Here is a 25,875-nt window from a genome sequence, read left to right on the forward strand (position 1 = left end):
GCTGCTCGCGATCCTCCCGGCCTCGATCGTTGCCGTCGTACTCATTCCTGCGGGACTGATGAACACCCAGCTCCCCCTCGACGGCGACAACTGGGCGATCAATGCCCCAGGCATCCTCTGGGTCGTGTGGGGAGCGGCCCTCGGTACGGCGACGTACGCCTACTACCTGCGCCGCCGTACGACGTGTGCGCGCTGCGGACGCGGCGTCACGTACCGAAGCGACGCTCTCGCTGGGCGTAGCTCCGGATCGCGCGAAGGAAGTCGACGTGCCGGAAATCCGGCCAGAGCGCTTCGCAGAAGTAGAACTCGCTCAGTGCGCTCTGCCAGAGCAGGAAGCCGCCGAGGCGCTGCTCACCCGACGTACGAATGACGAGATCCGGGTCCGGCTGGCCCTTCGTGTACAGGTGCCGGGCGATGTGCTCGACGTCGACGCGGTCGGCCAGCTCCTCGATCGATATGCCCTTCGCGGCTTCCTCGAGGAGCAGCGAGCGGACCGCGTCGGCGAGCTCGCGACGTCCGCCGTACCCGACGGCGACATTGACGAACAGGCCCTCGTTGTCGTGGGTCGCGGTCTCGGCTGCCTTCAGGGCCTCCGCAGTACTGCCGGGCAGGAGGTCGAGCGCGCCGACCGGGTGGATCCGCCAGCGGCCGATCGCGGTCAGCTCCTGGACGGTCTGCTCGATGATCCGCAGCAGCGGCTCCAGCTCGTCGGCCGGGCGGGTCAGGTTGTCGGTCGACAGCATCCACACCGTGACCATCTTGACGCCGACGTCGTCGCACCATTCGAGGAACTCGGAGATCTTGTTCGCCCCGGCCTCGTGGCCGCGCGATACCGGGTCGCCGACCTGCCGGGCCCAGCGCCGGTTGCCGTCGATGATGACGCCGATATGCCGCGGGATCCGGTCCGGCGACAGCGATCGCATCAGCCGGCGCTCGTACAGGCCGTAGACCGCGTCGCGCAGCTTCTGCTTGCCAGGTGTCCGCATGGGCAGGTTGCTCTCCTCAAAGACTCTCGGTCACGAGGCTAGCCCACATCTCGGTGTGGGTGAGAGCCCTCGGAGTGCCACACAGAAAGCTGCCAGTGAGGCCGAACTTTCCTCGCAGTTCGTGCGTCGTAAACACGGGTGGTGGTGCGCCGATCGGGTGACGTCGCCTACATTTCATCCTTCTGACCCATGCAACCTACGGTTCCGTAGGTTACGGTTGCGTAGGTATAAACCGCCCGGCACCCCTCGAAAGGACGGCGATGACCGCTACCAGCGCCCAGCCCGAGGAACTCGGTCACCGGCTCTCCGGCCGGCTCGGCCCGCTCAAACCGAAGCTCCGCGGATGGCTGCACGCCGGCACGTTTCCCTTCGCCACTGCCGCCGGCATCGTCCTGATCTGCCTGGCTCCGCATGCCAACGCGCGCTTGGCCGCTGCGGTCTATACCGCAGGCGCGATGCTGTTGTTCGGCATCTCCGCCCTGTACCACCGCTTCTACTGGGGCCCGACCGGCGAGGCGATCCTGCGCCGCCTGGACCACAGCAACATCTTCCTGCTGATCGCCGGCACCTACACCCCGCTCGGCATGGTCCTCCTGCACGGCCAGGACCGGCTGCTGATGCTCGGCCTGGTCTGGGGCGGCGCGACCGCCGGCATCCTGTTCCGCATCTTCTGGCTGAGCGCACCGCGCTGGATCTACACGCCGATCTACCTCGCACTCGGCTGGGTCGCCATCTTCTGGATGGGCGACATCTACCACGCCGGCGGCGCCGCGGTCGTCACCCTGATCGCGGTCGGCGGCGGGCTGTACTCGATCGGCGCGGTCGTCTACGGCACCAAGCGCCCGAACCCGTCCCCGCGCTGGTTCGGCTTCCACGAAATCTTCCACGCCTTCACCGTGGCCGCCTTCATCTGCCACTACATCGCCGTCAGCATCGCCACCTACCACGCCGGCTAAACCGGACACGCCTCCGGCGCGGCTGACTTGTTGCCGGCTCCGCCGGGGCTCGGGATCGTCGCCTCAGGCTGGTGGCCCGGCGAGCTAGCCGACGACAGGCCAGCACACACCGGACACGCCTCCGGCGCGGCTGACTTGTCGGCCGGGTTCGCCGGCGGCCGGTCCGCCGAGTCGTGGCGTACGGCGGCGGCCCGGATCTCGAGTCGTGGATAGGGGTCGCTCCGACGAGCCAACTCTCACGACTCGGCGATGATGGTGCCCGCCTTTTGCCACGACTCGGGTGTTTCGGGAGCTCTAACGCTTGTGGCTCAAGGCGGCTAGGAGTACGACGAGCGCGACGCCGCCGGCTGCCCGAAATCCGCGGCGCGGAGGTGCTTTCAGTACGTCGTGGTCGCCGTCGCTGCTCAGCAACGACCAGCGGGACCGGGCCGAGAGTGCCGAACCGACGGAGAGCACCGAGCCGGCCGAGAAGGCGGAGAGGGTCGATCCGACCGACGCGACCGACAGTGCGGAGCCGACCGATCCGATGCTCAGCACCGAGCCGACCGATCCGATCGACAGGATCGATCCGCGGCTTGCGATCGACAGAAACGAGTCTTCTGACCGCAACGACAATCCGCCCATGCTCGGCATTCTGACACGCGCAGACGTACTTTGGCGGACGGTCAGACGAGCAGCGTCTCAAGCTCTGGTAGGCGGCTGAACACGTCGGGTAGACCGTGCAGGCCATTGCGTACGGACTCGTGTGACAGCGCGAGGTCAGGGCCCGCACCCACCTCGACACCGGCCAGGCAGCGGATGACGTTCCACCTTGTGTGCCCCAGCCAGCCGCCGATCATGAACACGAACCAGCTCGGTCCCGAGGGCGGCAGCACTCCACCCCCTGCGACATAGCCGTCGAGGACCGAACGGAAGATGGTGGGCTGGATGTCGTCGAAGCCCGGTCCCTTCGACAGGCTCAGCGCGGTTGAGCCGAGCTCACCGGCCAGATCGAGCCTCCCCGAGAGCTCCCAGTCGAGCAGTACCGGCCGACCTTCTCGAGCGAGCAGGTTCCACGGCTGGATGTCCTTGTGGGTCAGTACGACGGAGCCCGGCCGTTCGCAGGTGTCGACGAAGTACGCCATGGCGAGAAACGTCTCGACCTGGCAGGCGAGTTCCTCGGCCCACGGCTGCCCGGTCGCCGCCGCCCGCTCTGCGAGCTCGGGCCAGTCCCGTGGCATCGGATCCTCGGTCGACGTGTCAGTCCACTCGACGTCGAGCCCGTGGAGGCGAGCGAGGATCTCACCGATCTCGAACGCGTACGCCGCCGACACCGGCGCTTCGGGAACAGTCTCCCCGTCGACCCACCGGTGCACGAGCACATTGTGGCCGGCCAAGATCGGCTCTGGCATCGGAACGCCGGCGGCGAAAGCTGCCCGCTCGAACCTGAACACATCCTCGATCCGATACACCCAGCGGCGGTCGACGAGATTCAGCTCCTTCACCGCGAACGACCCCTGGTCGGTGTCGAGCCGGTACATCCGGTTGGCGAACCCACCGTGGACACGGACCATCGGCCCGGCCGGCGTACCGAACTGCGAAAGATCCACCCGCCGCACTCTAGGCCGCGGAGCCCATCGACGCACCGGGATTGTCCGGCGCTGCAGGCGTGTAGGCAAGGTGCGCGTCCCCTCCCCCGGATGTGCGCCATCTCGCCGGGAGTGCGTGAGCACCCCACCAGACTCTGCGCGCCGGCGAAGCCGACCAACAAGGCAGTCGCGCCGAAGGCGTGACCTCTACCCCATCACCAGCTCGCCACCACACTCACCCCACCGGCGAAGCCGGCCAACAGGACAGCCGCGCCGAAGGCGTGTCCTTTCTCGGAGTACCCCTAGCTGCCTAGTTCTCGGAGGGTTTCTCGGAGGGCTTCGTAGCGGGCGGGGCCTAGGCGGGCCGACCAGATTTCTTCGACGCGTTCGATGGCGGCTTGGCTGTAGGCGGCTGCCTCGTCGCCCTTGGGGGTGCGGCGGACCAGGCGGACGCGGCGGTCGGCGCGGAGGCGGTCGGATTCTACGTAGCCGAGGCGTTGGAGGTAGTCGACGTGTTGGCCGAGGCCCTGTTTGGTCATCACCGCGACCTCGGCCAGGTCGGTGATGCGGGCGCCGTCGGGCGGGATCATCTCGAGGAGGCGGTAGTGCGAGACGCGTAGTCCGGGGTAGAGGTCCTCGGAGGCGGCCAGGATCTCCTCGCGGATGCGCTTCAGGGCGGCTCCGAGCAGGCCTGCGATGTGTCCGGACCACGGGCCCTGCACCCGGCCCGAAACGTCGTTGACGGAAGTCATAAAGCCACTTTACTATGCAGTTAGTAAGGTGGCTTTACTTCCTTGGGGGGAATCATGATCACCGCACTCGAACCGCTGGGGCGAGATGCCTTGCCGGACGACGAATTCACTGCCCTGGTCCGGACGATCACCGGCGATCCGCACGCCGTGCCCGCCGACGTACGGGTCGAGCCTGTCGACTACCCGATCGGTACGCCGAGCACCGAGTCGCTCAACCGGGTCTTCGGGACCGCGGACGGCGTCAAGTGGTCGTGCTTCGTGAAGAAGTTCCAGTCGGTCCGGCACTGGCCGATGATCGACTCGCTGCCCGAGGAGTTCCGCGCGCTGTTCATCCACAACGTGCCCTGGCAACTGGAGATCGCCGTCCACCGCAGCGACATCGCCGCCCTCCTCCCCGACGGCCTTCGCCTCCCAACAGCGTTCCGGATCGACGTGTACGACGACGACCGCGCGACGCTGTGGATGGAGAACATCACCCAGGAACCCGGTCCGTGGCCGATCGACCGGTTCGAGCGCGCGGCGTACCTGCTGGGACGCCTGTCCGCGCGCCGCCAGCCGCACATGGTCGAGCCGTTCCTCCCCCGCGAGCACGTCACGACCCCAGGCATCGGACTGCGCTTCTACTCGGAGGGCCGGGTCAGCCATGCCGCACTGCCCGCGCTGGCGGACCCCCAGACCTGGAAGCACCCACTGCTGAGCGGAGCGGTCTGCAACCTCGGCGAGCACGGCCTACGTGACGATCTGCTCGAGCTGGGCGAGCGCATCCCCGCAGTACTCGATGCGCTCGAGGCGTTGCCGCAGTGCTACCAGCACGGGGACGCGAGCCCGCAGAACCTCCTGGTACCGCAGGACAAGCCGGACGAGTTCGTGGTGATCGACTGGGGCTTCGACTGCCCGCAGGCCGTCGGGTTCGACCTGGGGCAGCTGCTGATCGGACTGGCCCATGCCGGCGAGCTGGCACCTGAGGCGTTGCCCATGGTGCACAAGGTCATCCTCAAGTCGTTCCAGGACGGGCTGAAGGCCGAGGGGATGCAGGTGACCGAGGACGAGGTGCTGTACGGGTACCTGGGCTCGCTACTGGTCCGCGCAGCGTTCACTGCACTGCCACTGGAGCTACTCGGCCAAGCCGACGCGTCGAAGGAGCTGTTCGAGCAGCGTGTCCAACTGACCCGCGCAATGGTCGACCTGGTCTCACCGGTGATCTGAGAACATTTCAGTCCTGTCACAGCTGCAACGAACGCCCCGCCTCCGTGTATCCATAGTGCGTGACGAACCTGAGCAGATACACAGCATTGGCCGCCCTGGCAGGACTCGTGCTGAGCGGATGCGGCAGCGAGTCCGGCGCGGGCAGCACGCCCACGACCAACAACACGCCGACAGCACCGACGTTGCCGACCGCGAGTGTCACGCAGTCGACGCCGGTCGGCGCCGGTCTGCCGTTGACCGTCAGCCGCAAGGGAGGGTTCGCCGGTTTCGACGACCAGGTGCTGATCAGCCCTGACGGCGTCGCGACGGTGAGCGCGCGCGGCAAGGAAACGATCCGGTGCAAGCTGGATCCGACCTTGCTGGCGACCATCACCGCGGCCGCTCAGCAGGTCGACTGGGCCAGTCTGGTCGCGACCAAACCGACCACCAAGCACCCGGACGACATGATCCTTGCGGTCACGGCGAACGGGAAGACTGCCCGGATCGAGGACCCGAAGGTCAAGCCGCTGGCGGCCCCGGTGAACGAACTGCTCACCGAAGCCGCCATCCCACCAGGCAAGCTCTGTACCAAGATCTAGCTCGCGGTCACCGCGACATCGTCGATCACGAAGCTCGTCTGCAAGGACGAATCCTCCTGGCCGACCAACTTCACCGTGACCGTCTTTCCCTTGTACGGCGAGAGATCGAGCGTCTTCTGCACGTACGACGTACTCTTGTTCAGGTTCGAGTACGTCGCGAGCGTGGTCGTCGTGGAGCCGTTGACGACCTGCACCTTGACCGTGTCGTACACCGTCGACGAGGTGGTCTCGGCGGAGTCGATCCGGATCCACAACGACAACGCGGACGCTGTCGCCGAGGCCGGGATCGCGACCGCTTGACCGATGTTCTCGGTGCTGCTGCGGCCGTTCCCCTGCAGCCATGCCTTCCAGGTCCCGGTGCGGGCCGGTCGACCGGTGTTGCTGGTGATCACGCCGGTCGTCCCCGTCCAGTTCGCCGTACCGGACTCGAAGCCTGGGTTCTGCAAGAGGTTGTCACCGGTCGGCGGCGGGCCGCCGGTGTAGTCCTTCTGCGCGTACGTCCAGATCATGTAGCCGATGGCATCGATCTGGCGGTCCAGCGAGGTCAGGTCCAGGTTGCTGATCGTGTCGCAGGACCGGTGGTAGCACGGGTCGAACGCCTGCCCCGCAGTACCTCCCCACTTCGTCGCCTGGGCGGACGTCTTCGTCTCCTCGGCGCCGGAGAACGTCCCGGCCGTTGGGATGCCCAACGAACGGAACGCCGCATGATCGGAGCGGCCCTGTACGTCGATGAACTCGGTCTGCACGCTCTTACTCGTGAAGTACGAGACCAGGTCGTCACGAGCGCCGTTGCCGGCCGGGTTGTCGTCGTAGACGAAGTACCCCGGGTTCGGCGAGGCGATCATGTCGAAGTTCAGGTACAGCTCGATCTTGTCCCGCTCGGCCGCGGGCAGGTTGTTCACGTAGTACTTCGATCCGAGCAGGCCGAGCTCCTCGGATCCCCAGAACCCGAACCTCAAACGGTTCGTGGGCGTCTGGCCGCTGGCAGCGTAAGCGAGGGCGGTTTCTAGTACGCCGGCGCTGCCTGAGCCGTTGTCATTGATCCCCGGACCAGCACTCACGCTGTCCAGGTGCGAACCCGTCATCACCACGTGGTTCGCGTCGCCGTGCGGCCACTCCGCGATCACGTTGTACGACGTACCCGCCGAGGTGCTGAACGACTGCAATGTGGTGGTGTAGCCGGCCGCGTCGAGCTTGGCCTTCACGTAGTCGGCGGATGCCTTGTACCCCGGCCGGCCCGTGTACCGGTTACCGCCGTTGCTGGTGGCAATCGACTGCAGCTGGTCGAGATGGGCCTTGGTGTTGGTGACCGAAATGTCCGGAGACTCCGCCGCGGTAGCGACGTTGCCGTGGGCAATCAGCGCGCCGGCCGCCAGTGCGGTGCCCAGCGCGGCGACGAGGAGCTTGTTCATAGACCGATCTCCTTCGGCCAAAGGGATCCGGGGCACGGACCCGGGCGGTGGGCCCGCGCCCCGGACGTCGGGTCAGCTCGCGGTCAGCGAGGTGTCGTCGATGACGAAGCTCGTCTGCGCGGAGGAGTCCTCCTGGCCGACGAACTTCACCGTGACGGTCTTGCCCTTGTACGCCGAGAGGTTCAGCGTCTTCTGCACGTACGACGTGTTCTTGTTCAGGTTCGAGTACGTCGCCAGCGTGGTCGCGGTCGACCCGTCGACGACCTGAACCTTGGCGGTGTCGTACACCGTCGAGGTGGTGGTCTCGGCGGTGTCGATCCGGATCCAGAACGACAGGCTCGCGGTCGTCGCCGACGCCGGGATCGCGACCGACTGGCCGACGTTCTCGGTGGTGGCGCGGCCGTTGCCCTGCAGCCACAGCTTCCAGCTACCGGTGCGCGCCGGGCGGCCGGTGTTGTTGGTGACCGGGCCGGAGGAGCCGGTCCAGTTCACCGCGCCGGACTCGAAGCCCGGGTTCTGCAGCAGGTTGTCGCCGGTGGGCGGCGGCGTGGTGCCACCACCGCAGGCAGCGGAGCCGGCCGGGACCGCGATACCGCTGAACGCGGCCTCGATGCCCTTGCACTCCGCGGAGTCCGCGCCGTACAGCTCCTTGGCGGACGTGATCGCGCCTTCACGAGCGTCCTTGTAGGTGCTGCCCGAGCTGAGCTTGGTGCTCAGCGTGCGGTACCAGACCTTCGACGCGACGTCGCGGCCGACACCGGTGAAGGTCGCGCCGTTGCAGGCGGTGCTGTTGTAGGAGACACCGTTGATGACCTTGCTGCCGGTGCCCTCGGAGGCCAGGTAGAACCAGTGGTTCAGCGGGCCGGACGAGTAGTGCGGGTCGAGCCCACCGGTGCTGGTCGACCAGCAGTCCACGCTGGCACCGTCCTTCGACGGCTTGTCCATGTAGCGCAGCGGCGTACCGTCGCCGTTGATGTTGATCTTCTCGCCGATCAGGTAGTCACCCGGGTCGCTCGAGTTGTTCGCGTACCACTCGACCATGGTGCCGAAGATGTCGCTGGTCGCCTCGTTCAGGCCGCCCGCGTCACCGGAGTAGTTCAGGTTGGCGGTCGCCTCGGTGACACCGTGGCTCATCTCGTGGCCGGCCACGTCGATCGCGGTCAGCGGGTGGGTGTTGCTGATCCCGTCGCCGTACGTCATCTGGGTGCCGTCCCAGAACGCGTTCACGTACGCGCTGCCGTAGTGCACCCGCGAGCGGGCGCCCTGGCCGTTGTTGAAGATGCCGTTGCGACCGTGGACGTTCTTGTAGTAGTCCCAGGTCAGCTGGGCGCCGTAGTGCGCGTCCACGCCGGCGGTCTGGCGGTTCGACGCGGCGCCGGTCCCCCAGGTGTCGTCGGGGTCTGTGAACGTGGTGCCGTTGCCGGAGGTCGAACCGTTCAGGTCGGTGGTGTAGTTGCCACCGCGGTTCGGATCCGTCAGGGAGAAGCTGCCGGAGGATCCCGACGTACCGATGGTGACCGTGCCGGCGTACATCGAGTTGCCGGTTCCGGTCTTGACCTCGTCGTCCTGGTCGAGAACGGCACCGGTCTTGGCGTCGATGAACGAGTGCAGCACCGACGGGGTCTGGTCGGGCTTCACACCGGTGGTGACGACCTCGTAGGCGAGCACGGGCTTGGCCGGCGTCACGAAGACGACCAGCTGGCCCTTGTTGCCGGAGGCCTTGAACTTCGCGGCCTGCGCGCCCTTCGCGAGCGCCGCCGACTGGGACAGAGTCGGCTTGGTGGCGACCTCGACGGCCTTCGCGCCGCGGTTGTAGGTGACCTGACCGACCGACTCGCCCTTGCGCTTGACGATCAGGTCACCGCCGACGACCTTCAGGCCGTTGAACGTACGGTCGTAGCGGACATACTCGGTGCCGTCGGCATCTTTCACGACATCGCGGACCTTGAGCTGCTCGCCGCTGGCAAGGCCGAGGGCTGCGGCCGTCTTCGCGGCCAACCCCTGCTCGGCCTGGACAGCGGCGGGCTGGTTGAAGCCTGGCGCGGGATGCGGAGCCGCGGTTTGAGCAGCGATGGCGGATGGGCCGGTGACCACGACGGCAAGGCCCGCGGCCGCGACGGCGGCCACCGCCCCTGCTGATGTCAGTCGTCTCAAGACAACATCTCCTCACGGTGTGGTCGCTGTTTGGGCGCAGCGACCGAATTCAGTTGGGGACGCGCCGGATGCTGACCCAGCAGTGCCACTGCCTCATTTGTGACACTGTGTGTCGAATCATGCGATTTCTGTTACATCCGACTTGAGGACCGACTGTTGCGGTCCGGTCGCCGTGAGTCAAGGGATTTGACCGAAACGAAGGGGAAAACCTGCGTTCGGCGAGCTGTCAGTCCGTGGGGCGCAACTCGCGCCGAAGGTGTTCCGGCAACGCGACGGGCAGCCGGCAGGTGAATTTCTGACAGACGTACGCCGCGCGCCGGTCGCGACCCTCCATCAGTGGTACGGCGAGACCGGGCTCGCCGGCAACGATCGCCGTACCCCAGGGCGCGTCAGTGAACGCGGTCCTGATCAACTCTGGCTGCAGGCCGACGATGGCGATCTCAAGGGGGCCGCCGGCAATCGTCTCGGCGACCGCGAGCGTACGACCGGCGAACCTCGGCGCCCGCTCGGCGATCGCCGCTGACGCCTTCAATGCTTCAAGAGCGGCAGTCTCGTACCGGACCGATCCGGTCAGACTCGCCAGCGTGGTGAACGCCTCGGCGGCCAAGCTGACACCGGACGGCGTGGCGTTGTCCGTCGGATCCTGCGGCCGCCAGACCAACTCCTCCGCATCCGCCGCGGTGTCGAAATAGGAGCCATCAGCAACAAATTGCTCCAGAACCCTGTCCAGCAAGGACTCTGCGGTCTCGAACCACTCGACGTCACCCGTCGCACCCAGCAATGTCAAACAGGCTTGGGCAAACGCCGCATAGTCCTCGAGTACGCCGTCCGCACTCCCCCGCACACCATCGCGCGACGTCCGGTACAACCGCCCGTCGAGATGTACCTCCCGGATCAATCCAGCCGCCGCGACAGCAGCCTCGACGTACTGCGGTTTGTCGAGCACCACGCCCGCGCGGGTTAGGGCCGTGATCGCCAGACCGTTCCACGCGGCAACTACCTTGTCGTCGCGACCCGGGTAGGTGCGATTGCTCCGTGCCTGCTTCAGCACTTGCCGAATGCGCTGCCATCGCCCGGCGTCGTCGGGATCCTGCCGGAGCTGCAGAACCGACGTACCGTGCTCGAAGGTCCCGGTGACATCGCAGAGGTCGATGACCCAGTCGGCGTCTTCCGCGCTCAACACCTCGTGCAGTTGAGCCGGCGTCCAGGCGTAGTACTTGCCCTCTTCGCCGTCGGTGTCGGCGTCGAGCGCCGACGCGAACCCGCCCTCCGGCGTACGGAGCTCATCCAACAGGAAGTCCGCAGTCTCCAAGGCGATGCGCTTCGCGAGCGGATCCGCGGACTCGGTCCACCACTGCGTATAGACGTCGAGGAGGAGCGCGTTGTCGTACAGCATCTTCTCGAAGTGCGGCACGATCCACTGACGGTCGACGGAGTACCGCGCGAACCCGCCGGCCAGCTGGTCGTACATCCCGCCGCGCGCCATCCGGTCGCAGGTGTGCGCGACCATCGCGAGCGCGTCCTCGTCGCCGGTCCGCCGGTGGTGGCGGAGTAGGAAGTCGAGCACCATCGACGGCGGGAACTTCGGCACCTGCCCGAACCCGGCGTCGACCGGATCGAAGTCGGTCTTCAGCAGCTGCACCGCCCGGTCCAGGTCGAGCTCTCCCCCGGTCGGCTGCTGCTGCGCGCCGAGTTGCTCGACAACCCGCTTCCCGATCCCGTCGAGCTGCTCACGCCGGTTCGTCCATGCGTCGGTGATTGCCTCCAGCACTTGCCGGAACGACCCCATCCCACCGCGCGCATCCTTCGGGAAGTACGTCCCGCAGAAGAACGGCTCGCCCGCCGGCGTCAGGAACGCGGACATCGGCCAGCCGCCCTGCCCGGTCATCGCCACCGTCGCCGCCATGTAGATCGCGTCGACGTCCGGCCGCTCCTCCCGATCCACCTTCACACTCACGAAGTGCTCGCTCAGGTACGCCGCCGTCTCCGCGTCCTCGAACGACTCATGAGCCATCACATGACACCAGTGACAAGCGGAGTACCCGACCGACAGGAAGACCGGCACGTCCCGCTCCCGCGCCTCCGCGAACGCCCGGTCCGACCACTCCCGCCACTCGACGGGGTTCTCCGCGTGCTGCCGCAGGTACGGACTGGTCGATCGCCCGAGCTCGTTCGCCATGCCCCAACCGTACGGAATGGACCGCTCCGCGCAGCAGTTGGACTGGTGCATGCCCGTGCACCCGTTGCTCGCCAGCCGTTTCAGCCCGCTGTGGTTCGACTCCGACTGGACCGTCACCGACGACGACGTCGAACTGCTCCTCGACGCGGCCCGCTGGGCGCCGTCCGCGGGCAACTCCCAGCCCTGGGCGTACTTCGTGGCACGCCGCGGCGAGCGCGAGCACGATCGAGTCGTCAAGCACCTCGCCCGCAGCTCAGCCCGCTGGGCGCCGAGCGCGTCCCTGCTGATCGTGACGATCGCCCATCGGTACGTCGAAGACACCGACTGGGCCTACTCCGACTTCGCGGACTACGACCTCGGCCAATCGGTCGCCCACCTGACCCTGCAGGCCCACGCCATGGACCTCGCCTGCCGGCAGTTCCGAGCCTTCAACCTCGAGACCCTGACCGACGACCTGAAGCCAGGCGCCGGCTGGCACATCGTCTCGATGATCGCGATCGGCCGCGCTGCCGAGGACCGCCCGGCAGACCGCGAGCGCCGCAGTACCGAGGAACTCCGGACTGCGCCCTGGGACTAGATCGTCTGGGACAGGGCGATCGACAGGCCCAGGGCGAGGGCCATCACGAAGAGCTCGACGCCGACGATGCGCCAGAACGGCTGGCCGCCGTCGACGAGGTCGCCGTGGGCGCGGCTGCGGTGCAGGGCGGACAGGACGATGAGGAGCAGGAACGCGGCGATCTTGACGATCAGCAACGCGCCGTACGCGTCCCCGGTGAGCGGGTCGAGGATCGAGCCCCAGCCGCCGCCCTTCGCCGCCAGCCGTCCGGCGGCGCTGATCAGGCCGCTGAGCAGCACGGCGATCGACGAGATGTAGGCGACCTGCCCGTAGCGCTCCAGCACGATCGGCAGCCCGGTCCGGCTCGCCCGCCCGTACCGGACCAGCCCCGCGAGCCCGCCGACCCACGTGGTCGCCGCGATCACGTGGAGGACGAGCGCCGCGCCGGCCAGTACGACGTACGACTCGTTCCGTGGGTACGCCGTGACCGCGGTCGGGATCAACGCGGCGATCGCGACCAGTACGCCGAGCCCTGCCGCCGATGACGTCTGCACCCGGCGGATGCCGATGGCCAGCGCGAGCACCAGGATGCCCGTGATCAGCAGCGCCTTCACCTCGGGTACGCCGAGCGCGTCGTCGAACCGCATCCGCAGCAAACCGACCGGGGTGTCGAGCAGGATCGCCGCGGTGACGACCGCGTTGGCGAACGCGCAGACCGCCCAGATGATCGCCGAGTTGCTCGCGTCCCGGACCGCACGCCGGCCCTGTACGCCGAGAGGACCGCCCTCGATCCGGAGCAGCACGACCGCCGCGAGCAGCGCGCCGGCGCAGCCGACCGTTGCCAGCGTGGACATGAGCTTGAGCAGCGGCAGCAGCCAGGAGATGAAGAGGTCCGGACCGCCGACCCCGCCGAGGTCACGCGGCTGGCTGCCGGCCGCGAACAGCGCGACCACCAGAGCCACGGAGGCGATGACGACAGCACCGACCCCAGCCGCGACCAGACGTCCGGGCATGCGATGCCGGGCGGCGCGGGTAGCGCGAGTCGCGCTCACCGAGCGGACCGGGGAGGGGCACCATTCAGCACCCGGCTCACTATAGGGTCACGCAGAGGTGGGCTGCCCAGTCCGACACCATCTCGTGACCAGGGTGTATCCCAGCTCCCAGGAATCGGTTACCGCACTGTCATGGCGTCAGTGCTGAGAGTGTTCCTTCGACTCCTTCGAAGCCTCAGGCGCTGCGTCGGTCTCTGCATCAGTCGCCGGCGAGGTCTCCGTCGGAGTCTCCGTCGGTGTCAGGGCCGAAGTCGTAGGCGCTGCATCGCCATCCTGGGACGGCGAGCTGTCCGGACTCGCTGGGTCGCCGGACGGTGCTGGGTCGTCCGCACCAGCGCGGTCCACGTCGATGCGCTTCAGCTGTTTGCCCATGTTGCGCCACAGAAGCACCGTGGCGGCACCGAGAGCGAGCACGATCAACAGCGCGACCCAACCGGGTTTCACCGTATTCGGGTCGATCTCGGCCGTCAGAAGGGAGGTCGTCGCTGTCACGCCACCAGTCTCTCACTGTCCCAGCCGCCCGTCAGCGCAGCCCCGCGAACAGGTCATCTTCAGGCAGCTCCGATTCGACCAGACTCCGGGCAAGCTCGTAGTCCTCGGTCGGCCAGGCCGCCTGGTGAACTTCCAGCGGCACGGTGAACCAGCCGCCGTCCGGGTCGATCTGTGTGGCGTGGGCGAGCAGCGCCCGGTCCCGGACCGAGAAGTACTCCGCGCACTCGACCCGGGTGGTGATCCGGCGCTCGTTCTCCGGGTCCGGCTTCCAGTCCTTCAGGCGCTCGGCGTACGGCGACTCGAGGCCGCGCGCGACCATCGCGTCGTGCAGCGCCTTCATCCGCTCGTAGTGGAACGTGTGGTGGTAATACAGCTTCAGCGGCTGGAACGGCTCGCCGAGCTCCGGGTACGCGTCCTTGTCACCGGCCGCCTCGAAGGCCGCCACGGTGATCTGGTGGCACATGACGTGATCCGGGTGCGGATAGCCGCCGTTCTCGTCGTACGTCGTGACGACCTGCGGCCGGAACTCGCGGATCAGCTTCACCAGCGGCGCGGCGGCGTCCTCGACCTTCAGCGCGCCGAAGCAGCCCTCGGGCAGCGGCGGCAGCGGGTCACCCTCCGGGAAACCCGAGTCGACCCAGCCCAGCCACTCCTGCCGGATACCGAGGATCTCGCGGGCCGCGTCCATCTCCTTGCGGCGGATCTCGGTGATGTTCGCCAGCACCTCCGGGCGGTCCATCTTCGGATTCAGGATCGATCCGCGTTCGCCGCCGGTACAGGTGGCGACCATCACCTCGACGCCCTCGGCCACGTACCTGGCCGTCGACGCGGCTCCCTTGCTCGACTCGTCATCGGGGTGGGCGTGCACATGCAACAACCGAAGATCTCCACTCACAAGACACAATGGTCCTCCAACCTCCGTCAAAACCCACGACCGACCCCCTGGACTACCTGTGCCTGACCCATCTGCATCATCTGCCGCCACCCCGACGTCCGACCTGAACACGCGGTACGGCAGGCGCGGACGGTCCCGGCGGCCGCTCGTGATCGGCGGGCTGGGAGTCGTGATCCTGGCCGGTCTGGTGTGGCTGGTGTGGGCGGCCTGGGTGCAGTCGAATCCGCCGGTCACCTCGCAACTGAACGGTTTCGAGATCGTCTCGCCGACGAGCGCGAAGGCCACGATGCAGGTGGACCGGACCAAATCGGTGGAGGCCAGCTGCCGGCTGCAGGCGAAGGCGGCCGACTTCTCGATCGTCGGTGAGGTGACCGTGACGGTGAAGGCGGATTCACCCCGCCATCAGGTGCTCCCGGTCACGCTGACAACGCAACGCTCTGCAACCGCCGTCGTACTCGTCGGCTGTACGACGGCCGACCAGCACCGCCCGCACTGACCAGCGATCACGGCGGTCAACCTGACGCGGCAACCGATTACCGCGATTCTCGCCACAGGGCGGCGAAAACCTTCCGAGCAAACGTTTTCCAAGCGTTTGAGTCGCGCTGGAACCCCTGCGTGATCGGCGGTCTCTTGCTACGCTCGTTTGATTGGTCGCCGTCGACGACGGCGGCCAGCAGTATTTTCCTGCCCATTCCACCGACACAAGGAGCAGCCCGTGACGCAAAAGATCGCTGAGGACAGCGTTGTCTGGCTGACGCAGGACGGTTACGACCAGCTGAAGTCGGAGCTCGAGCACCTGAAGGGGCCGGCCCGCGCGGAGATCACGCAGCGGATCAGCGAGGCCAGGGACGAGGGCGACCTGAAGGAGAACGGCGGCTACCACGCCGCCAAGGACGAGCAGGGCAAGATCGAGGCCCGGATCCGGCAGCTCGAGGACATGCTCCGTCGCGCCCGGGTCGGCGAGACCCCGAAGGCCGGCGGCAAGATCGAGCCCGGCATGAAGGTGTCGATCACCTTCGCCGGTGACGACGACGTCGAGACGTTCCTGCTCGGCTCCCGCGAGTTGCTCGCGCTGGACGCGTCGGTCGACATCGACGTGTACTCGCCGCAGTCCCCCCTCGGAGCCGCGATCCTCGGCAAGAAGAAGGGTGACAAGGCCACCTACGAGGCGCCCAACGGCAAGCCCGTAACGGTCCAGATCGTCGCCGCGGAGCCGTTCACCGGCTGACCACCAAAGCTCGCAAGCGCCCCGGTGGACACCCCACCGGGGCGCTTGCTCTTTGCGGGTCAGTGGGCGGCCGGGGCGAAGAGTTCTAGCTGGATGTTGTCGTGGTCGCGGAAGACGAGGACCGAGGCGTAGGGCTCGTCGGCGATCGGGGACTGGGTCAGGGGCTTGTCGGCGACGTCGGCGCGGACGACGCCGTGGGCCTCGAGGTGGTCCTGCCAGGCTTCGAGGTCGACGCGGGTCGCAACCGTGAAGCCCGCGTGGTCGAGCCCGGTCACGGTCTCGGCGCAGAGGGCTCCGTTGTTGGTGTCGTGATGGTGCAGCGCGATCATCAGCTGCCGGTCCGCGTCGGCGAGGATGCGGCCGACACCGCCCTGGTGCGGTACGTCGAGGATCGGATGGACGTCGAACACGTCGCCGTACCACTGGACGCTCGCGTCGAGATCGGTCACGGTGAGAGCCAGGTGATGGAGCCTGGGCTGCGTGACTGTGGTCATGATTCCCCCTTGTGCTGCGTGGCGTCCCCGTACTGAGCGAGGAACATCCGGGTCACGTCCTCGATCAGGCCGGTCCACCGATCGCCGCCCGGGTCGTTGGAGATCTGCTGGCCGACCAGGCCGGTGGTGATCGCGGTCCAGATGTCGAGGTGCCGTGGATCGTGCACACCGTTGCGTGCGAGGAGGTCGCGGGCGAGCGCGAGTGCGCTGAGCGCGATCCCGTACGACTCGGGCGAGGGCGTGAAGCCGGGGACCGAGTGCTGGAACAACAATTGGTACCGCGGTACGTCGGACACGCAGAAGTCGCTGAACCGCCGAACCGCGGCGGCCATGTCCGCCACCGGATCGTCGCTCGCCGGCAACGAGCTCATGAACTCCACGAACGACTGCGCGGCCTGCGCGAACATCGCGTCCAGGATCGCGTTCTTGGACTCGAAGTACGCGTAGACCGTCGGCGTGGTGATCCCGGCGCGCTTGGCCAGCTCGCGCAACGACAGCGCGGCCAGCCCGTTCTCCCGCACCAGACCCCAGGCGGCGTCGAGCACCGCCGCCCGGGCATTCGCCCGACGGGCCGCACGCCAGTCTCCGTCCGAACTCTTTAACACAGTTCGGATTATTTGCACGGTGTCTAAATCTTGTCAATGCCCAGTGGCACCGACAATTTCACCCGGGAATTATATTGAGTCTCCTCGACTCAACTTTCTTGATACTTGAGTCGACAAGGCTCAACTCAGGCTCTACGGTCGCGGAATGGGCATCCTCCGTCACCCGTACTTCCGCCGGCTGTGGGCCGCCGACCTGCTCAGTCAGCTCGGTTCCCGCCTGAGCATGAGCGCGATCCCGCTGCTCGCCGTACTCACACTGAACGCATCGACGCTGCAGGTCTCGCTGCTGCGGACCTGCGAGACGGCGGCCTGGCTCGTCCTCGGCCTGTTCGCGGGCGCGTGGGCCGACCGGATCCGCTGCCGCCCGGTCCTCGTGTACGCCGACCTGCTCCGGGCGTTCCTCTATGCCTCGATCCCGATCGCCTGGTGGTTCGACGTACTCACACTGACGCAGGTGTACGCCGTACTCGTGCCGGCCGGGATCCTCACGGTGCTGTTCGACGTGGCGCACAACTCGTACCTGCCACGGCTGCTCGAGCGGGATCGCCTGCTGCCGGGCAATGCCAAACTGGCGGCCAACCACTCGATCGCCGCAGTGGTCGGCGCGGGTGCGAGCGGCATCCTCGTCCAGTGGCTCGGCGCGGCGCTAACGATCGGCCTCGACGCGCTCAGTTTCCTGTGGTCAGCGGTATGGCTGCGCTCGATCCGTACGCCGGAGCCCGAGCCGGTGAAGCCGGAACGGCCGGACCTGCGGCGCGAGATCGCGGAGGGCATGCGGCACGTGTTCCATCACCCGCTGCTGAGGCCGCTCGCGCTCAACACGATGGTGACGATGCTGTTCCAGGCGGCGGCCGGCGCGATCATGGTCGTCTACCTCGTCCGTGCGATTCATTTGCAGCCGGCAACTATCGGCGTCCTCAGCATGATCGGCCTCGGTGGCGCGATCGTCGCCTCCGTCGTCACCGAAAGACTCAGCACCCGGTACGGCGACGTACGCACGCTGCTGGTGTCGTCGACGGGGATCGGTGTCGCGTTCACCGTGCAGGCGATGACCGCGCCGGGCTGGCAGGTCAGCTGGTTCGTGGTCGGCACGCTGCTTGCCGGCTTCTGCATCATCGTCAGCTACATCCTGCAGGTCAGCGCACGGCAACGGCTGTGCCCACCCGAGCTGCAGGGCCGGGTGAGCGCCACCATGAGCTTCGTCAGCTGGGGCGCCGCACCCCTCGGCAGCCTGCTCGGCGGGGCACTGGGCACAGCGTTCGGCCTGCACACCACCCTCTGGATCGCAGGCCTAGGCACCCTCGCCGGAAACGCCGTCCTCTACTTCTCGCCCCTCCGCACACTCCGCGCGATCCCGGCGCCGGAGCGCCCCGCCCCTGCACGCTGACACAAGACGCGGTGGGTCTACGCAGGTCATTTCCTGTGTCGACCCACGGTTTCCTGTGTCAGGGTCGCTCAGTCGGAGGCGATCTGAGCGGTGCCGACGAGGACCTCTACGTCCAGGGCGGCGCGGCCACGGCCGATCTCGACGTCCTTGGACTGGCCGGAGACGGCGCCGGACCAGGTGACACGCCCGAGCTGGGCCTCGGTGTGGACATGTACGTCGGAGCCGCGGCGGAGCGCGACCTGCGCCGTACCCGACTCGACGCGGACCCGGGAGCGGCCCTTGGTGAGCTGGGCGTCCAGGTTGGCCGAGCCGGCCTGCACGAGTACGTCGATCGGGCCGTCGACGTCCGTGACCTTCGCCGTACCGGCGGTGACGCGGACGCGGGTCAGACCGGGCAGGCGCTCGGCGTTGACGCTGCCGCCGGTGACGTCGACCTCGACCTGCAGGCTCGGGTTGACGCGGATCGACAGCTCCTTGGCCAGACCGTTGACGTGCGCCTTCAGGTCGGTCGGGTTGCGCAGCATGCTGAACCCGTCGATGGAGACGCCCATGTCGCCTTCACTGCTGATCGCGAGCGTGTCGCCGTCACGCTTGATGATGTGCGGGCCGTCGACGGCGACGCCGTTCACGGCCGGCTCGCCGATCAACCGCACCCGGCGCCCGATCGCGCGCACCGTCACCCGCTGCACCCCCGCCGGAACCGGCACGTTGCTGTGCTCCTCTTCAACCGGCTCAGCCTCGTCTTCGGCATCCACGACATCCTGGACCGGCGACGGCTCGACGACCGGCTCAACAACTGGCTCAACCACTGGCTCGGCGACGGGCTCAGCCGTGGGTGAGTCGACTGCATCCGCCCAGACCGAAGTGGACGGCTCGTCGGCAACCGGAGCTTCTGCCGCCGGGGCTTCGGGCTCGGATGGGGCGGTCTTGATGGCGGCGATCAGGGTGGTGGCCTCCTCGGTGGAGAGGTGGCCCTTGGCGACCCGGTCGAGGATGTCCTTGACCTGCTGGTCGTAGCTCTGGTTGCTCATGTCCCCCAGTGCAGCACCCCGACGGGTCGAAACCAATCGGGGAATCCCCCGAAAAGCAGTGGTGCGGACCCCCAGAGAAGTCCGCACCACTCATCTATAACCTCACAGCCCCGCGCGGGAGCCGGTTGTTGTCACGCCGCCGGCGTCATCTCCTCCGACGCCAGCTCGTCCTGTACGGCGGTCAGCTCGGGCGCCTCCTCCTCTTCGACGGCCCGGCGAGCCTTCAGCCCGCGCAGACCGGTCAATGCGATCACCAGTCCGAGCGCCGCGATCCCCGTCACGACCGCCAGCCCGGCCTTGTACGCCGGCAGCACCCCGGCCGCCGTGGTGACACCGACCGACTGTCCGCTGATCACCGCGGTCACGATCGCGAGAACCACCGCGCCGCCGACCTGGTTCGAGGTGTTGAACAGCCCGGACGCGAGCCCCTGCTCGTGGTCCGGAACCCCGGACACCGCCTGGATGTTCAGCGACGGGAACCCGATCGCGAACCCGAGCCCGAGCAGCATGATCGTCGGGAACACGGTCGAGAAGTACGCCGACTCCGGGCCGATCCGCAGGCTCAGCGCGTACCCGGCGACGAACAGTCCCATCGCCAGGATGATCATCTTCTCGGTGCCGACCCGGTCCACGATCTTGCCGACGTTCGGCGAGAGCGTGGCGACCAGCAGGCCGGCCGGGAGGAAGCCCAGCGCGGTCTGGAAGGACGACCAGCCGAGCAGGTTCTGGAAGTACATGGTGCCGATCAGCTGGAAGGCGACGTACGAACCGAAGACGGTCAGGATGGCCAGGTTCGCCCGCCGCAGCGACGGGTTGCGCAGGATGCCGAGCCGGACCAGCGGGTGCTTGGTGCGCTGCTCGATCACGACGAAGCTCGTCAGCAGCACGATCGCGAGCGCGAACAGCCCGAAGGTCTGCACCGACACCCAGCCGGCGTGTTCGGCGCCGACGACGGCGTACACCAGGGAGAGCATTCCGCCGGTGACGGTGACCGCACCCGGTACGTCGTATCCGCCGGCGGCGTTGTCCCGCGGGCTGTTCGGGATCAGCTTGAGGCCGAACAGCAGCACGATCAGGGCGACCGGGCCGGGCATCAGGAAGGTCCAGCGCCAGCCGACCTCGGTCAGCGCGCCGCCGAGGATCAGGCCCATCGAGAAGCCGCTGGCGGCGCAGGTGGTGAAGATGCTGAGGGCGCGATTGCGATCCGGGCCCTCGTGGAAGGTCGTGGTGATGATCGAGAGCGCGGCCGGGGCGGTGAACGCCGCGGCAACACCCTTCACGAACCGCGCCGCGATGAGCAGTTCGGGGTTGCTCGCCAGTGAGCTCAGCATCGAGACGACGGCGAAGACGGCTAGCGCGATCAGGAAGACCCGACGCCGGCCGAGCAGATCGGCGGTCCGCCCGCCGAGGAGCAGCAGGCCGCCGTACCCGAGCACGTAGCCGGTCACGACCCACTGGAGAGACGAAAGGGAGACGCCCAGGTCGGCGCCGATGGACGGCAGTGACATGCCGACCATGGACACGTCCAGGCCGTCGAGGAAGATCACGCCGCAGACCACCAGAAGAGCGCCCCAGAGGCGCGCATCCCAGGTCATGCGGGCTGGTGATGTTGTGGTTTGCGTAGTCACGAGGAGAGACTATTCCATGCATGTGCATCTAATGTCTAGGCATTAAATGCGTTTGCATTGAATGCGCGTGCATGCTATGGTCACCGGCATGGCCGCTACGAAGGTCAGCGTTGGGACTGGTGAGACCAACGCCGATGCAAGTGCTGACGTCAGGGAATGGCGCGAGCTCCTGGCTCGCCACGCCGACCTGACCTGTGCCCTCGACCGGGCGCTGCAGGTGGGCCACTCGCTGGGCATGAGTGAATATGAGGTGCTCGAGCGGCTCGCGGAGCTGCCGGAGCGCTCTGCGAAGGTGGCGACGATCGCCAAGTCGGTGCATCTGAGCCAGAGCGCCCTGTCCCGGGTGATCGGCCGCCTCGAGGTCGCCGGCCTGGTCGAGCGCCACATGTGCCCGGAGGATCGCCGCGCGATCAACGTCCGGCTGACCGACGAAGGTCTGCAGCTTCAGGGCGAAGCGCAGCCGACGCAGCGTCGTGTTCTCGCCGAGCGCCTGCACGCACCTCTCGTGAAGAGCTGCGAGCCTCTACCCTCGACGGGTGACTGAGACCTTCGACGACGCCCGCGAGGTCATCGCGGACCTGCATCGCATCGTGACGCCGTCCGGCGTGCAGGAGAGCTACGAACTCACGGCCGGTGGCATCAGCCATTGGGTCTACGCCCGCGGCAACGATCGCTCGAACCCCGTCATCTTCTTCCTCCACGGCGGTCCCGCCTCGCCGCTCGCTCCGGCGGCCTGGCAGTTCCAGCGCCCGGTCGAGGAGTACTTCACCGTCGTCACCTACGACCAGCGCGCGGCAGGCCGGACGATGCGCCTGACCGACCCCGACACGATCGCCGACACGCTCACGGTCGCGCAGTACGCCACGGACGCGATCGAGCTCGCCGAGCAGATCAAGGAGCGGTACGGCGTCGAGAAGCTGATCCTCCTCGGCCACAGCTGGGGAAGCATCGTCGGGATGCAGGCCGCGCTGGACCGCCCCGACCTGTTCTACGCATACGTCGGGATCGGCCAGATCGTCGACGGCCACGCCAATGAGGGCCTGTGTTTCGAGTACGCGCTGCAGCAGGCCCGCGAGCACAATCACACCGAGGCGCTCGAGCAGCTCGCGTCGATCGCGCCGTACCCCGGTGACGAGCCGGTGACCCGCGAGCGGATCATCATCGCGCGGCAGTGGGCGCAGCACCGCGGCGGTCTGTCGGCGTACCGCGAGGATTCGCTGTACTACTTCCAGGCGCCGCTGCTATCGCCGGAGTACACGGTCGAGGAGGGCGAGACGATTGGCGAGGGCAACGAATTCACGTTGGGCCGCGTTCTCGACGAGATGCTCACGATCGACTACTCCGGGGTCAAGGAGTTCCCGATCCCGGTGCTGATGTTCTTCGGACGGCATGACTACACGACGCCGACGAAGCCGGTGGAGGACTGGCTCGAGGCCGTCGAAGCGCCTTATAAACAAGCGGTCTGGTTCGAACACTCGGCACATCTCGCGCCGTGGGAGGAGCCGGGCAAGTTCCTGATCAGCCTGGTCGACCACGTTCGTCAGTTGAGCGTGTAGCTGTAGCCGTTGGCACCGAGTCCGGCGAGGACGCGTTCGCGATGGTCCTCGCCGCGGAGCTCGAGCTGTAGTGCGACCTCGACCTCTTCCAGGCTCAGCGTCTCCGAGATCCGCTCGTGCAGGATCTCGATGATGTTCGCGTCCAGCGCGGCGAGCTGGTTCAGCAACGTGGCCAGTCCGCCGGGCGTGTCCGGGATCCGCACCCGCAGCGACAGGTACCGCCCGGCCGCCGCCATACCGTGCCGGATCACTCGCATCAACAGCAGCGGATCGATGTTGCCGCCGGACAGTACGACGACGACCGGCGGCTTGAACCGTTTCGGCTCATCGAGTACGGCGGCAACCCCGGCCGCGCCGGCCGGTTCGACCACGAGCTTCGCACGTTCGAGAACGAGTAAGAGGGCCTTGGACAACGAATCCTCGTCGACCGTCCGCACCTCGCCGACGTACGCCTGCACCGCCTCGAACGGCACCTTCCCCGGCAGTCCGACGGCGATCCCGTCCGCCATCGTCGCCATCTGCTCGAGCTGCACCGGCTCCCCCGCCTCGAGCGACGCCGGGTACGCCGCCGCGCCGGCCGCCTGTACGCCGACCACCTCGATCGGCATCCCGTCGCGCTGCATCGCGGCCGCGATCCCGGCCAGCAACCCGCCGCCACCGGTCGGTACGACGACGGTCCGCACCTGCGGGCACTGCTCGACGATCTCGAGCCCAGCGGTCGCCTGACCGGCGACGATGTCGGGGTGGTCGAACGGATGGATCAGCACCGCACCCGTCTCGGCCGCGAACGCGCGCGCCGCGATCAGGCAGTCGTCGATCGACGTACCGACGAAGCGGATCTCCGCGCCGTACGCCCGGGTCGCCTTCTCCTTCGGGATCGGCGCACCGTGTGGCATGAAGACGGTCGACTTGATGCCGAGCAGCTGCGCGGCGAGCGCGACGCCCTGCGCATGGTTGCCGGCGCTGGCCGCGACCACGCCCCGGCTGCGCTCGGCCTTGGACAGGCGGGCCATCCGCACGTACGCGCCGCGCAGCTTGAACGATCCGGTCCGCTGCAGGTTCTCGCACTTGAGGAATACGTCGCCGCCGACGAGTTCGCTCAACCACCGCGAGTACTCCAACGGCGTCGGCGCCACCACGTCGTGCAACAGATCGGCCGCCCGCGCAACATCCCTGGCATCGATCACAAAATCACTTTACGTTTCGCGGTGGGCACATACGCTGCAGCACATGAGAGTCACGGTCGTCGGCGTGTCAGACACCTCCGTCGAGATCCCGGACGGCACCTGGTTCCCCGATGTCGAGCCGACAATCCTCGCCTTGCGTGCCCAGGGCATAGAGACCGCCGTACTGACCTGCCTCTCCGAGGAGCCGCTCAGGTATGAGGTGCTCCCGGGCATCGGTAGCTCGGACCTACCCGCTTGGACGAAGCCGGAGTGGTACGACGAGGCGCTCCCGTGGATCGCTGAGCACGTAGAGCCAACGGGTCCGTGGACGCAGGTCCGCTCGTGGGGACTGTCGAACGTGCTGCGCATGCCAACCTCTGACGGCGACGTGTACTTCAAGGCAGTCGCCCACTCCACCACCATCGAGCCGACCCGCCCGGATGCGCTGCCATTCCTGTTCGCCCACGAGCCCCTCTTCCTGCTGAAGGCCTCGCAGGACCGACCGGGCGAGGTCCCCGCGCCTCTCGCGATCGACGAGAAGCGCGCCTGGATGCTGCTGCCGGACCTCGGGACTCCACTGGCCGACTCGCCCGACGTCGAGGTGTGGATCGACGCCGTACGTCGTCATGCCCGGCTGCAGCGTAGCTACGCGGATGCGCCTGAACGTCTCCTGGAGTACAGCTGCGTCGACCGCCGCCTCGCCGTACTCGACGCCGAACTCGACCGTCTGCTCGGACCCACGCCTGCATCCGACCGACTCGAACCGCACGAACGATCCGAACTCCCGAACCGCGCCAAACAGTTGCATGAGGCAATCACCGAGCTGGCGTCGATCGGCATCCCGGAGACGCTGCTGCACGGCGACCTGCACCCGCGGAACATGGCAGTGCGCGGCAGCCAGGTCCTGTCCTTCGACTGGACGGATGCGTCGTTGTCGCACCCGTTCCTGGACATGGTGACCTTCATCGAAGGGAACCGCTCACCGCTGTCGGCCGACCAGCGGGTGCTGGACGCGTATCTGGCCGAGTGGGAGGAGTACGCGTCACCGACGGACCTACGCCGCGCGCTGGACCTCGCCACAAAGCTCGGCGCTCTTCACCAGACGATGACCTACGCGCACCTTCCCGATCACCTGACCGGCCCCAGCAAGGAGTCGATGATCCGAGGCGGCACCTGGTGGCTCCGCCAACTCCTCACCAGCTCACCTACGGTGGAGGACAGCTAGTTGGTTGCGCATTCCTCGGCGTACGGGTGGGTCCAAGTGGCGGTCCCAGTCCGGGTGGCGTTCGCCGCGGAGTAGGGCGTAGTACGCAAGGGCCTCCGCGAGCGCGGCCTCGCGCAGGTACCCGCGCGCGACCGGCTGCTTGCCTCGCCCGTTCGGCCGGGGGCGACGTTCGTACGCCGCGTTCGCTGTGAAGATCCCGAGCCCGTAGAAGACGGTGATGAGGTCGGTGAGCGGCTCATGGTCGGGTCGGCGTGTGAGCGTGATCCGCTCGCCGCCGAGCAGCAGTTCGTGCCCGACCTCGTGCGCGTAGATCGCGATGAGCGCGACTGGATCGGCGGCCAGCGTGGGCGACAGTTCGATCTGGTTCTGGTCGGCACCCCGGCTCCAGCGGCCGTGCTGTTCCTTCACCACCGCGGTGGTCCCGCGGTTCGACGGGCGACGTACGCCATTCAGTTCGAAGCTGAGCCCACATTGACCAGGCCGCAGGTCCATCCGGCCGTCGACCCGACCGCACAGCTCAGTCGCCGCGGCCCGGCTCCCGTCGTACCCGTCGGGGATGACATCGGTCGGCAGCGCGATCGGCCGAAGCAGGACATCCCGGCCGAACTCCGCGACCAACCAGTCCATCGACGACCGGATCCAGCGGCGACTACCACCAGGCAACCGTTCCCGCGGCGCCTTCAGTTGGGACCGTACTTGCTGGCTTCGTCGCATCATCCCGATCGGATTCCTCACCCGCCGGATCATGCCTGCCCGGCGTCACGCCAAA

Annotated in this window: 26 protein-coding genes; 10 read left to right on the forward strand and 16 right to left on the reverse strand. The window is 67.5% G+C overall.

Annotated features, from left to right (window positions below; all coding sequences use genetic code 11):
• Nucleotides 1–206: 206 nt before the first annotated feature.
• Nucleotides 207–986 (reverse strand): isoprenyl transferase, encoded by a 780-nt coding sequence (locus tag ACQPYH_RS35985; protein ID WP_432880792.1) that lies wholly within the window; start codon nucleotides 984–986, stop codon nucleotides 207–209.
• Nucleotides 987–1,246: 260 nt separating this feature from the next.
• Between ACQPYH_RS35985 and trhA the strand changes: the two genes are divergently transcribed.
• A complete protein-coding gene (gene trhA / locus ACQPYH_RS35990) occupies nucleotides 1,247–1,942 on the forward strand; it encodes a PAQR family membrane homeostasis protein TrhA (RefSeq protein ID WP_432880794.1) in 696 nt (231 codons plus the stop codon).
• Between the two features lie 294 nt (nucleotides 1,943–2,236).
• Here trhA and ACQPYH_RS35995 read toward each other — a convergent pair whose 3' ends face one another.
• The 3 genes from ACQPYH_RS35995 to ACQPYH_RS36005 form a co-directional block, all read right to left on the reverse strand.
• Nucleotides 2,237–2,566: a hypothetical protein gene (locus tag ACQPYH_RS35995; protein ID WP_432880796.1), complete on the reverse strand. Its 330-nt coding sequence runs from the start codon at nucleotides 2,564–2,566 to the stop codon at nucleotides 2,237–2,239.
• Between the two features lie 41 nt (nucleotides 2,567–2,607).
• A complete protein-coding gene (locus tag ACQPYH_RS36000; RefSeq protein WP_432880798.1) occupies nucleotides 2,608–3,531 on the reverse strand; it encodes a phosphotransferase family protein in 924 nt (307 codons plus the stop codon).
• Nucleotides 3,532–3,812: 281 nt separating this feature from the next.
• The gene (locus tag ACQPYH_RS36005; RefSeq protein WP_432880800.1) at nucleotides 3,813–4,262 is read right to left on the reverse strand and encodes a MarR family winged helix-turn-helix transcriptional regulator; all 450 of its coding nucleotides are present in this window, start codon (nucleotides 4,260–4,262) and stop codon (nucleotides 3,813–3,815) included.
• Nucleotides 4,263–4,316: 54 nt separating this feature from the next.
• Between ACQPYH_RS36005 and ACQPYH_RS36010 the strand changes: the two genes are divergently transcribed.
• Both ACQPYH_RS36010 and ACQPYH_RS36015 read left to right on the forward strand, forming a co-directional pair.
• A complete protein-coding gene (locus ACQPYH_RS36010) occupies nucleotides 4,317–5,468 on the forward strand; it encodes a phosphotransferase (protein WP_432880803.1) in 1,152 nt (383 codons plus the stop codon).
• Nucleotides 5,469–5,527: 59 nt separating this feature from the next.
• The gene (locus ACQPYH_RS36015) at nucleotides 5,528–6,046 is read left to right on the forward strand and encodes a hypothetical protein (protein WP_432880806.1); all 519 of its coding nucleotides are present in this window, start codon (nucleotides 5,528–5,530) and stop codon (nucleotides 6,044–6,046) included.
• Here ACQPYH_RS36015 and ACQPYH_RS36020 read toward each other — a convergent pair.
• The 3 genes from ACQPYH_RS36020 to ACQPYH_RS36030 form a co-directional block, all read right to left on the reverse strand.
• Nucleotides 6,043–7,458: a M28 family metallopeptidase gene (locus ACQPYH_RS36020; RefSeq protein ID WP_432880809.1), complete on the reverse strand. Its 1,416-nt coding sequence runs from the start codon at nucleotides 7,456–7,458 to the stop codon at nucleotides 6,043–6,045. The two genes, ACQPYH_RS36015 and ACQPYH_RS36020, sit on opposite strands and share 4 nt — an antisense overlap.
• 72 nt (nucleotides 7,459–7,530) lie before the next feature.
• Entirely contained in the window at nucleotides 7,531–9,612 is a 2,082-nt protein-coding gene (locus tag ACQPYH_RS36025; protein ID WP_432880812.1) for a M4 family metallopeptidase, read from the reverse strand.
• 226 nt (nucleotides 9,613–9,838) lie between these two features.
• Entirely contained in the window at nucleotides 9,839–11,791 is a 1,953-nt protein-coding gene (locus tag ACQPYH_RS36030; protein ID WP_432880814.1) for a thioredoxin domain-containing protein, read from the reverse strand.
• Between ACQPYH_RS36030 and ACQPYH_RS36035 the strand changes: the two genes are divergently transcribed.
• Nucleotides 11,790–12,368 carry a nitroreductase family protein gene (locus ACQPYH_RS36035; protein ID WP_432880817.1) on the forward strand — a complete coding sequence of 193 codons (579 nt, stop codon included), beginning with the start codon at nucleotides 11,790–11,792 and terminating at the stop codon, nucleotides 12,366–12,368. The genes ACQPYH_RS36030 and ACQPYH_RS36035 overlap by 2 nt on opposite strands.
• Here ACQPYH_RS36035 and ACQPYH_RS36040 read toward each other — a convergent pair.
• From ACQPYH_RS36040 to mca, 3 genes are all read right to left on the reverse strand, one after another.
• Nucleotides 12,365–13,399, reverse strand: a complete 1,035-nt coding sequence (locus tag ACQPYH_RS36040) for a copper resistance D family protein (RefSeq protein ID WP_432880820.1) — start codon at nucleotides 13,397–13,399, stop codon at nucleotides 12,365–12,367. The two genes, ACQPYH_RS36035 and ACQPYH_RS36040, sit on opposite strands and share 4 nt — an antisense overlap.
• Nucleotides 13,400–13,537: 138 nt before the next feature.
• Nucleotides 13,538–13,891, reverse strand: coding sequence for a hypothetical protein (locus tag ACQPYH_RS36045; protein WP_432880822.1), 354 nt, complete (start codon nucleotides 13,889–13,891; stop codon nucleotides 13,538–13,540).
• A 31-nt stretch (nucleotides 13,892–13,922) separates the two neighbouring features.
• Nucleotides 13,923–14,786, reverse strand: coding sequence for a mycothiol conjugate amidase Mca (gene mca, locus ACQPYH_RS36050; RefSeq protein ID WP_432880824.1), 864 nt, complete (start codon nucleotides 14,784–14,786; stop codon nucleotides 13,923–13,925).
• A gap of 58 nt (nucleotides 14,787–14,844) precedes the next feature.
• Between mca and ACQPYH_RS36055 the strand changes: the two genes are divergently transcribed.
• Nucleotides 14,845–15,282, forward strand: coding sequence for a DUF4307 domain-containing protein (locus ACQPYH_RS36055; protein WP_432880826.1), 438 nt, complete (start codon nucleotides 14,845–14,847; stop codon nucleotides 15,280–15,282).
• Nucleotides 15,283–15,501: 219 nt separating this feature from the next.
• Nucleotides 15,502–16,014, forward strand: a complete 513-nt coding sequence (gene greA / locus ACQPYH_RS36060) for a transcription elongation factor GreA (RefSeq protein WP_130440348.1) — start codon at nucleotides 15,502–15,504, stop codon at nucleotides 16,012–16,014.
• A 59-nt stretch (nucleotides 16,015–16,073) separates the two neighbouring features.
• On the opposite strand, the gene ACQPYH_RS36065 is transcribed toward greA, so the two are convergent.
• Nucleotides 16,074–16,508, reverse strand: a complete 435-nt coding sequence (locus tag ACQPYH_RS36065; RefSeq protein ID WP_432880828.1) for a VOC family protein — start codon at nucleotides 16,506–16,508, stop codon at nucleotides 16,074–16,076.
• The gene (locus ACQPYH_RS36070) at nucleotides 16,505–17,113 is read right to left on the reverse strand and encodes a TetR/AcrR family transcriptional regulator (protein WP_242000225.1); all 609 of its coding nucleotides are present in this window, start codon (nucleotides 17,111–17,113) and stop codon (nucleotides 16,505–16,507) included. Before ACQPYH_RS36070 ends, ACQPYH_RS36065 begins: the two co-directional genes overlap by 4 nt.
• 145 nt (nucleotides 17,114–17,258) lie before the next feature.
• Here ACQPYH_RS36070 and ACQPYH_RS36075 point away from each other — a divergent pair, with 145 nt between their 5' ends.
• Nucleotides 17,259–18,500, forward strand: a complete 1,242-nt coding sequence (locus tag ACQPYH_RS36075; protein WP_432880830.1) for an MFS transporter — start codon at nucleotides 17,259–17,261, stop codon at nucleotides 18,498–18,500.
• 68 nt (nucleotides 18,501–18,568) lie between these two features.
• On the opposite strand, the gene ACQPYH_RS36080 is transcribed toward ACQPYH_RS36075, so the two are convergent.
• Together ACQPYH_RS36080 and ACQPYH_RS36085 are read right to left on the reverse strand one after the other, a co-directional pair.
• Complete coding sequence (locus ACQPYH_RS36080; protein WP_432880833.1) at nucleotides 18,569–19,531, reverse strand: hypothetical protein; 963 nt, start codon at nucleotides 19,529–19,531, stop codon at nucleotides 18,569–18,571.
• 131 nt (nucleotides 19,532–19,662) lie between these two features.
• Nucleotides 19,663–21,159 carry an MFS transporter gene (locus ACQPYH_RS36085; protein WP_432880836.1) on the reverse strand — a complete coding sequence of 499 codons (1,497 nt, stop codon included), beginning with the start codon at nucleotides 21,157–21,159 and terminating at the stop codon, nucleotides 19,663–19,665.
• An 88-nt stretch (nucleotides 21,160–21,247) separates the two neighbouring features.
• On the opposite strand from ACQPYH_RS36085, the gene ACQPYH_RS36090 reads away from it, so the two are divergent.
• On the forward strand, nucleotides 21,248–21,703 hold the full coding sequence (locus ACQPYH_RS36090) for a MarR family winged helix-turn-helix transcriptional regulator (RefSeq protein WP_432880839.1): 456 nt from the start codon (nucleotides 21,248–21,250) through the stop codon (nucleotides 21,701–21,703).
• A complete protein-coding gene (locus ACQPYH_RS36095; RefSeq protein ID WP_432880842.1) occupies nucleotides 21,696–22,715 on the forward strand; it encodes an alpha/beta fold hydrolase in 1,020 nt (339 codons plus the stop codon). The genes ACQPYH_RS36090 and ACQPYH_RS36095 overlap by 8 nt, the downstream gene beginning before the upstream one ends.
• Here the strand turns inward: ACQPYH_RS36095 and ilvA are convergent.
• On the reverse strand, nucleotides 22,700–23,902 hold the full coding sequence (gene ilvA, locus ACQPYH_RS36100) for a threonine ammonia-lyase (RefSeq protein ID WP_432880845.1): 1,203 nt from the start codon (nucleotides 23,900–23,902) through the stop codon (nucleotides 22,700–22,702). The two genes, ACQPYH_RS36095 and ilvA, sit on opposite strands and share 16 nt — an antisense overlap.
• Before the next feature lie 43 nt (nucleotides 23,903–23,945).
• Between ilvA and ACQPYH_RS36105 the strand changes: the two genes are divergently transcribed.
• The gene (locus ACQPYH_RS36105) at nucleotides 23,946–25,106 is read left to right on the forward strand and encodes a phosphotransferase family protein (RefSeq protein ID WP_432880847.1); all 1,161 of its coding nucleotides are present in this window, start codon (nucleotides 23,946–23,948) and stop codon (nucleotides 25,104–25,106) included.
• On the opposite strand, the gene ACQPYH_RS36110 is transcribed toward ACQPYH_RS36105, so the two are convergent.
• Nucleotides 25,083–25,841 (reverse strand): hypothetical protein, encoded by a 759-nt coding sequence (locus ACQPYH_RS36110; RefSeq protein WP_432880850.1) that lies wholly within the window; start codon nucleotides 25,839–25,841, stop codon nucleotides 25,083–25,085. The two genes, ACQPYH_RS36105 and ACQPYH_RS36110, sit on opposite strands and share 24 nt — an antisense overlap.
• Nucleotides 25,842–25,875: the final 34 nt, after the last annotated feature.

The organism is Kribbella sp. CA-245084 (assembly GCF_050942355.1).
Lineage (GTDB): Bacteria > Actinomycetota > Actinomycetes > Propionibacteriales > Kribbellaceae > Kribbella.

What these genes read in the sequence shown, in the direction of transcription:
- trhA (WP_432880794.1), top strand. Translation starts at nt 1,247, where the DNA reads ATGACCGCTACCAGCGCCCAGCCCGAGGAACTCGGTCACCGGCTCTCC.
- ACQPYH_RS35995 (WP_432880796.1), bottom strand. Translation starts at nt 2,566, where the DNA reads ATGGGCGGATTGTCGTTGCGGTCAGAAGACTCGTTTCTGTCGATCGCA.
- ACQPYH_RS36065 (WP_432880828.1), bottom strand. Translation starts at nt 16,508, where the DNA reads ATGACCACAGTCACGCAGCCCAGGCTCCATCACCTGGCTCTCACCGTG.
- ACQPYH_RS36075 (WP_432880830.1), top strand. Translation starts at nt 17,259, where the DNA reads ATGGGCATCCTCCGTCACCCGTACTTCCGCCGGCTGTGGGCCGCCGAC.
- ACQPYH_RS36090 (WP_432880839.1), top strand. Translation starts at nt 21,248, where the DNA reads ATGGCCGCTACGAAGGTCAGCGTTGGGACTGGTGAGACCAACGCCGAT.
- ACQPYH_RS36030 (WP_432880814.1), bottom strand. Translation starts at nt 11,791, where the DNA reads ATGGCGAACGAGCTCGGGCGATCGACCAGTCCGTACCTGCGGCAGCAC.
- ACQPYH_RS36035 (WP_432880817.1), top strand. Translation starts at nt 11,790, where the DNA reads ATGCCCCAACCGTACGGAATGGACCGCTCCGCGCAGCAGTTGGACTGG.
- ACQPYH_RS35985 (WP_432880792.1), bottom strand. Translation starts at nt 986, where the DNA reads ATGCGGACACCTGGCAAGCAGAAGCTGCGCGACGCGGTCTACGGCCTG.
- ACQPYH_RS36005 (WP_432880800.1), bottom strand. Translation starts at nt 4,262, where the DNA reads ATGACTTCCGTCAACGACGTTTCGGGCCGGGTGCAGGGCCCGTGGTCC.
- ACQPYH_RS36010 (WP_432880803.1), top strand. Translation starts at nt 4,317, where the DNA reads ATGATCACCGCACTCGAACCGCTGGGGCGAGATGCCTTGCCGGACGAC.
- ACQPYH_RS36020 (WP_432880809.1), bottom strand. Translation starts at nt 7,458, where the DNA reads ATGAACAAGCTCCTCGTCGCCGCGCTGGGCACCGCACTGGCGGCCGGC.
- ACQPYH_RS36080 (WP_432880833.1), bottom strand. Translation starts at nt 19,531, where the DNA reads ATGAGCAACCAGAGCTACGACCAGCAGGTCAAGGACATCCTCGACCGG.
- ACQPYH_RS36105 (WP_432880847.1), top strand. Translation starts at nt 23,946, where the DNA reads ATGAGAGTCACGGTCGTCGGCGTGTCAGACACCTCCGTCGAGATCCCG.